The following is a 5,665-nucleotide window of genomic DNA, read 5'->3' on the forward strand; positions in this document are numbered from 1 at the left end:
GGCTTCCGGGCCGTGGAGGGCAAAGGTGCCGCCGCCACCGTGAACGGCCAGCCCGTGCTCATTGGCAACCGCCGCCTGCTGGCCGACGAGGGCGTCAGCCTCTCCCCCGCCCTCCTTGCCCAGGCCGAGCAGCTCCTGAGCCAGGCCAAAACCGTACTCTACCTTGCCGTGGCGGGCCAGGCCGTGGGCCTGGTGGGCGTGGCCGATACGGTGCGCGACACGTCGGCCGCCGCCATTAAGAAGCTCCAGGCGCTGGGCATCGAGGTGGTGATGGTGACCGGCGACAACCCGCAGACGGCCGCGCAGGTAGCCGGCCAGGTGGGCATTACGCGCTACTTCGCCGAGGTGCTGCCCCAGGACAAGGCCGGCAAGGTGAAGGAGCTGCAGGCCGAGGGCCGCACCGTGGCTATGGTAGGCGACGGCATCAACGACGCGCCCGCGCTGGCCCAGGCCGATATCGGCCTGGCCATCGGCTCGGGTACCGACGTGGCGATGGAAGCCGCCGGCATCACGCTCATGCGTTCCGACCTGAACGGGGTCGTCACGGCCATCGAGCTGAGCCGCCAGACCATCCGCACCATCAAGCAGAACCTGTTTTTCGCTTTCATCTACAACACGCTCGGCATTCCTGTGGCGGCCGGGCTGCTGTACCCCTTCTTCGGCATTCTGCTCTCGCCCATGCTCGCGGCCGGGGCCATGGCCCTGAGCTCGGTGTCGGTGCTGACCAACTCGCTGCGCCTGCGCAGTTTCGACAATCATTAACTCTGCTCTGTTATGGACACGCCCGCCATTATAGTAACCGTCGTCGGCCTCGGCCTGGCCGCGTTTGTGCTGTGGTACTTCTTCTTCTCGGCCCGCCAGACGGCCAGCGCCGTGTCGTCCTCGGGCGGGGTGCAGGAGGTCGTCATCACTGTGAAGGGCGGCTACTCGCCCGACATCATCGAAGTGGAGCGCGGCAAGCCCGTGCAGCTGAGCTTCTACCGCGACGAGGAAAACAGCTGCTCGGAGGAGCTGCTGTTGCCCGATTTCAGCATTCGCCGCGACCTGCCCGCTTTCAAAACGACGCTGGTGGAGCTGCTGCCCCAGCAGGCGGGCACCTTCCCGTTCACCTGCGGCATGGGCATGCTGCGGGGCAGCCTGGTCGTGAAATAACGCCGCACCCCATGCCCGCCGACGTTGGCATCACCCACGTTCTGCCCCTGCCCGGTTCGCACCGCCTGTTGATTAAGAACATGGTGTGCCCACAATGCATCCGGGTAGTGGGCGAGGAAATGGCCGCGCTGGGCCTGCAGGTGCACCGCGTGGCGCTGGGCGAGGCCGACGTGTTCACGCCCGACGGGGCGGCTCCCGACCGGGCGGCCATCCGGGCCCGCCTGTAGCTTAGGCTAGTTGATATAGGCATTCAACCAGCAGAGGAAATTATGCAGGACAGTTTCATGGATATATGAAATCTCAAGCATCGGGTTTGCAGCTATTATGGGTCTTCATGAATCCCGGTTTGCGTTCTTGCTTATCCGTATTTGCATTGGCCTTACGAGGGCTATTTTGGACGGAAAGCACGACTTGGATAGCCCGATGCCCACCAGCCACTACGTCTCCACCAAAAAATCCTTGGCGGTATAGCCAGAGGCTTTTTTATTTTACTACACACCCTTCTTCACCCCATAGTCCCGATTTTTCAGAGGCTCTTTTATTTACTTTCAAAAGCCCTTTACCAAGCCTGAAAAACCTGGGACGATGCCCGCCTGCTGGCCGATAAGGTGACGAATGACCATTTCCGCTTCACCCTCGAAAGCTACCTGCGCCAGGCCACCAGCCCCTGGTACCGCTACCACATTGCCTTCGACCCCGCCCCCTACCTGGCCAAGGTGAAGGTGGCCGTGCTGGCCCTCAACGGCGACCGTGACCTGATGGTGGACTACCACGGCCTCAGCGCGGCCGCCGCGGCCCTGGGCCGGGCCGGCAACCGCGACGTGACCACGCAGGTGCTGCCCGGCCTCAACCACCTGCTGCAACCCTGCCGCACCTGCCTGACCAACGAATACAACGACCTCGACACGATGCTGGACCCGGCCGTGCTGCGCCTGGTGTGCGACTGGCTGGCCAAGCACACGCGCTGAATTAGTCTCCGCTTGTCGCCCTGCAGCGCGCCCCGTGGCCGATGAAGAAGCTCGCGCCCATCGCAATGGCCATTCCCAGGGCCGCGAAGCGGGAAATCAGGTCCATCATCTTGCCCAAAACGGCCAGCCACTGCCCCCCAGCCACAATTCTATTGGTGGGATTTTCTGGTTTTCACGGGTTTGTTCCGGCGAATAGATAGCCGTATTCCTGAACCAGTTGCTCCGCTGAAATACCTTGTGGGCCCGGACTTGGACTTCAGTGCAGCGCCCTTAATGGTCGAGCCAATGCTTAAACGCCGGCGCGCGACCGGCGCTGACAACCAGGGCCTCCTCCGCCACTGGCGGTGCTACCTGCAACACCAGGCGGCCCTTGAAATACGGCCGGATTTCCTGCACTGCGCCGATGCTTAGGATGATTTGGCGGTTGATGCGAAAGAAGTTTTGGGCATCGAGCTGGCCTTCGAGCTGGTCGAGCGTGTCGGCAATGATGTGCCGCTTGCCCTGGTGCGTGACGAGGAATACGACGCCTTCTTCGGCCAGGAAATACGCTACCTCGTCTATCGGCACGGCTTTCAAGGCCTGCCCGGCTTTCACCAGAAAACGCGAGCGGGGAGTGGCGCGCACCAGGCGCTGCACGTTTTCGGCAGCGGCGGGCAGCGTGGCCGGGCGCAGGGTTTCGTACTTCTGCAGGGCGCGCGCTACCTCGGCGGCTTGCAGGGGCTTGAGCAGGTAGTCCACGCTGTTCACCTGGAAGGCCTGGATGGCGTAGGCGTCGTAGGCAGTGGTTAAAATGACGGGCGCGCTCACCGCCACCTGCCGGAAAATCTCGAAGCTGTTGCCATCCGAGAGGTGAATGTCGCAGAAAAGCAGGTCGGGAGCGGGCTGCTCGCGCAGCCATTCCACCGCCTCTTCCACCGAGCCCAGCGACGCCAGAATGCGCACGCCGGGCCGCAGCCGGGTGAGCAGGGCGGCCAGCGCCTGGGCGGCCAGGGGCTCGTCTTCAATTACAACGACATTCATTCGGCGGGGGCGGTGAGAAGCGGGAGTCGGACGACAAAGGACGCCGGCGTGGGCACGATTTCCACGGGGCGGTCGGTGAGGTGCTGGTAGCGGCGCTGAATGTTGCGCAGGCCCGTGTGGGTCGAGGCCACGGTGTCGGTGCGAGGCTGCCGGTTGTTTTCGACCACCAGCCGGCCATCGGCAGCCGAAACCTTAATAAGCAACGGCTTGCGCGTGGTGGCACCGTTGTGCTTGATGGCGTTTTCCAGCAGCATCTGCACGGCGGTGGGGGGCACCAGGGCCTGCTCCCAGGCGAGGTCAACGTCCCACTCCACGCGCAGGGCTTCGCCGAAGCGGGTTTCCATCAGGCTGGCGTAGGCGCGCACCAGCACCATCTCGCGGTGCAGCGGCACCAGCGTTTGCGCGCCGCTGTCGAGCAGAGCGCGGTACACCTCGGCCAGTTGGCCGAGGAACTGCACGGCGCGGTCGGCATCGAGGTGAATGAGCGAGCCGAGCACGTTGAGGCTGTTGAACAGGAAATGAGGGTCGACCTGGTTTTTCAGGGCTTCGAGCTGCGCCTGGAAGGTTTCCTTTTGCAACTGCGCCACCCGCACCACCTCCTGTTGCAGGTTTTGGCGCACGTGCTCGCGCTCGACGAAGTAGTAGAAGAACAGCGACAGCACCGCGCTCACCGCCAGCGACAGGCGCAGGGCCTGGGGCGACACGTCGGCCGTGGGCACCAGGTAGTGCTGCGGCAAGGTGAAGAACCCCAGCCAGAACGCCACGCTCACCAGCACCACGCACTGCCCTTCGAGCAGGGCTTTGGCCCAGGCGGGCAATTGGGTCAGGCGGTTGGCCCCGAATAGGTGGGCAATGCGCGCGTGCACCAGAAAAGTGGCCAGCAGGAAGAGGAACAGCAGCAGCAGCTCGCGGTAGCTGGCCAGCGCGCCCACCCACAGGGTGCCAAACTGGATGAACACTGCCATGTGGAAGACCGCCGTGGCGGCCAGCGCTGCCAACGCAATTTTTCGAATCATGGGGCAGGAATGAGGCGACGCATGGTGCTGCAGCAGTGGCCGCGGGAAAGGAAAAAAGCAGCGCCAATGGCGCCGGTGGCTGCCGGAGAGGCTGAGAACCATCCCGAGGGCAACACGGCAAAACTACCAGGTTGGCCGGCGAAAAGCAGCATATCGGCGGCCAATTCACCCCGCTCCTTTCCCGATTCATTGCCTCCAAATCCGGCTTCGACAGAAAGCGCTTCCGCCCGGGCAAAACGCGGGAGAGTATTGCCCCATCCTAGTCGCAGCCGGGTGCTGCCCGGCCTGCTTTTTCACCTTCACCCCCCTCCCCCATGCGTTTACCCGCTTTCGATTCCCCGCTGCGCATTTCCCGCCCCCGAGTGCTGTGGAAACTAACCAAAGCCGCCTTGGACAAAGACCGGCCGGTGCTGGTGCAAATTGTGGTGACGCGCCGCTGCAACCTGGCCTGCGGCTACTGCTACGAATACGACAAGGTGTCGAAGCCCGTGCCCCTGGCCGAGCTCAAGGCGCGGGTCGACGCCCTGCGCAAGCTGAAAGCCGTGTTCGTGACGCTTAACGGGGGCGAGCCGCTGCTGCATCCGCACATTGCCGAGCTGGTACGCTACATCGCCGAAGCCGGCATGGTGCCGATGATAAACACCAACGGCCACGTGCTGAAAGCCCCCCTCATCAAGAGCCTGAACGAGGCCGGCTTGTTTGGCATGCAGCTCAGCTGCGACAGCCTGGAAGACAACGAGGTAACCGAGAAAAGCATGCGCCGGCTGCGCCCCAAGCTGGAGCTGCTGCGGCAGCACGCCCAGTTTATGGTGCGGGTGAATGGGGTGCTGGGTTCCGGCAACCCTGCCGAGATGGAGGAGGTGGCCAAGGTAGTGGTCGGCTTTGGCTTCGGATTTCAGTGCTCGCTGATGCGCGACAGCGCCGGGCAGGCGCTGCCCCTGAGCGAGGAGGCGCTGCAGGCCTACCTGCGCATTCGGGCCATGAAAGGCCGCCTGCCGCAAATTCTCAACGACAACTTCCAGCTGCCCCTGGCCCGCGGCGAGCGCAAGCCCTGGAAATGCCGGGCCGGCGCCCGCCACTTCGAAGTCGACGGGGCGGGCCTGGTGCATTTGTGCCAGCCCAAAACCAGCTCGCCGGCCAAGCCCCTGGCCGAATACTCGGTGGCGGACATCCGGCAGCAATTCAACTGCGGCAAAACGTGCTCGGCCCGCTGCCCCATTGCCTATGCCCACCTGGGCAGCCGGCTCGACGGATTTCGAGGGCAAAAACCCGCTCAAGCCTAATGGAACTGAGTCTCATCATTCCGGCCTACAACGAAGCGCAGCGCATCGGGCCCACGCTGCGGCGCTTCCATGCGTTTCTGGCCGCGCGGCCCGCCCGCTTTGAAATCCTCGTGGTTGACGACGGCTCGACCGACGACACGGTGACGGTGGTGGCGGCCCTGGCCGCCGAGCTGCCCGGCCTGCGCGTGCTGCACTCCCCGACCAACCGGGGCAAGGGCCACGCGGT

8 protein-coding genes are annotated in these 5,665 nt (G+C 64.0%); 6 read left to right on the plus strand and 2 right to left on the minus strand.

Annotation, left to right across the window (positions count from 1 at the left end; translation table 11 throughout):
- The 4 genes from ACYVDE_RS13220 to ACYVDE_RS13235 all read left to right on the plus strand — a co-directional run.
- A partial coding sequence (locus ACYVDE_RS13220; RefSeq protein WP_460502015.1) for an HAD-IC family P-type ATPase occupies positions 1 to 762 on the plus strand: 762 nt, incomplete at its 5' end.
- 12 nt (positions 763 to 774) lie between these two features.
- A complete protein-coding gene (locus ACYVDE_RS13225; RefSeq protein WP_460502016.1) occupies positions 775 to 1,152 on the plus strand; it encodes a cupredoxin domain-containing protein in 378 nt (125 codons plus the stop codon).
- 11 nt (positions 1,153 to 1,163) lie between these two features.
- On the plus strand, positions 1,164 to 1,379 hold the full coding sequence (locus ACYVDE_RS13230; RefSeq protein WP_460502017.1) for a hypothetical protein: 216 nt from the start codon (positions 1,164 to 1,166) through the stop codon (positions 1,377 to 1,379).
- Positions 1,380 to 1,760: 381 nt separating this feature from the next.
- Entirely contained in the window at positions 1,761 to 2,120 is a 360-nt protein-coding gene (locus ACYVDE_RS13235; RefSeq protein ID WP_460502018.1) for an alpha/beta hydrolase, read from the plus strand.
- A gap of 270 nt (positions 2,121 to 2,390) precedes the next feature.
- Here ACYVDE_RS13235 and ACYVDE_RS13240 read toward each other — a convergent pair whose 3' ends face one another.
- Positions 2,391 to 3,140 carry a LytR/AlgR family response regulator transcription factor gene (locus ACYVDE_RS13240; RefSeq protein WP_460502019.1) on the minus strand — a complete coding sequence of 250 codons (750 nt, stop codon included), beginning with the start codon at positions 3,138 to 3,140 and terminating at the stop codon, positions 2,391 to 2,393.
- Positions 3,137 to 4,156 (minus strand): sensor histidine kinase, encoded by a 1,020-nt coding sequence (locus tag ACYVDE_RS13245; RefSeq protein WP_460502020.1) that lies wholly within the window; start codon positions 4,154 to 4,156, stop codon positions 3,137 to 3,139. Before ACYVDE_RS13245 ends, ACYVDE_RS13240 begins: the two co-directional genes overlap by 4 nt.
- A 314-nt stretch (positions 4,157 to 4,470) precedes the next feature.
- On the opposite strand from ACYVDE_RS13245, the gene ACYVDE_RS13250 reads away from it, so the two are divergent.
- Together ACYVDE_RS13250 and ACYVDE_RS13255 are read left to right on the plus strand one after the other, a co-directional pair.
- Positions 4,471 to 5,439: a radical SAM protein gene (locus ACYVDE_RS13250; protein WP_460502021.1), complete on the plus strand. Its 969-nt coding sequence runs from the start codon at positions 4,471 to 4,473 to the stop codon at positions 5,437 to 5,439.
- Positions 5,439 to 5,665, plus strand: a 227-nt coding sequence (locus tag ACYVDE_RS13255; RefSeq protein WP_460502022.1) for a glycosyltransferase, incomplete at its 3' end; no start/stop codon positions are given. The genes ACYVDE_RS13250 and ACYVDE_RS13255, both read left to right, overlap by 1 nt.

It is taken from the genome of Hymenobacter agri, from assembly GCF_054778495.1.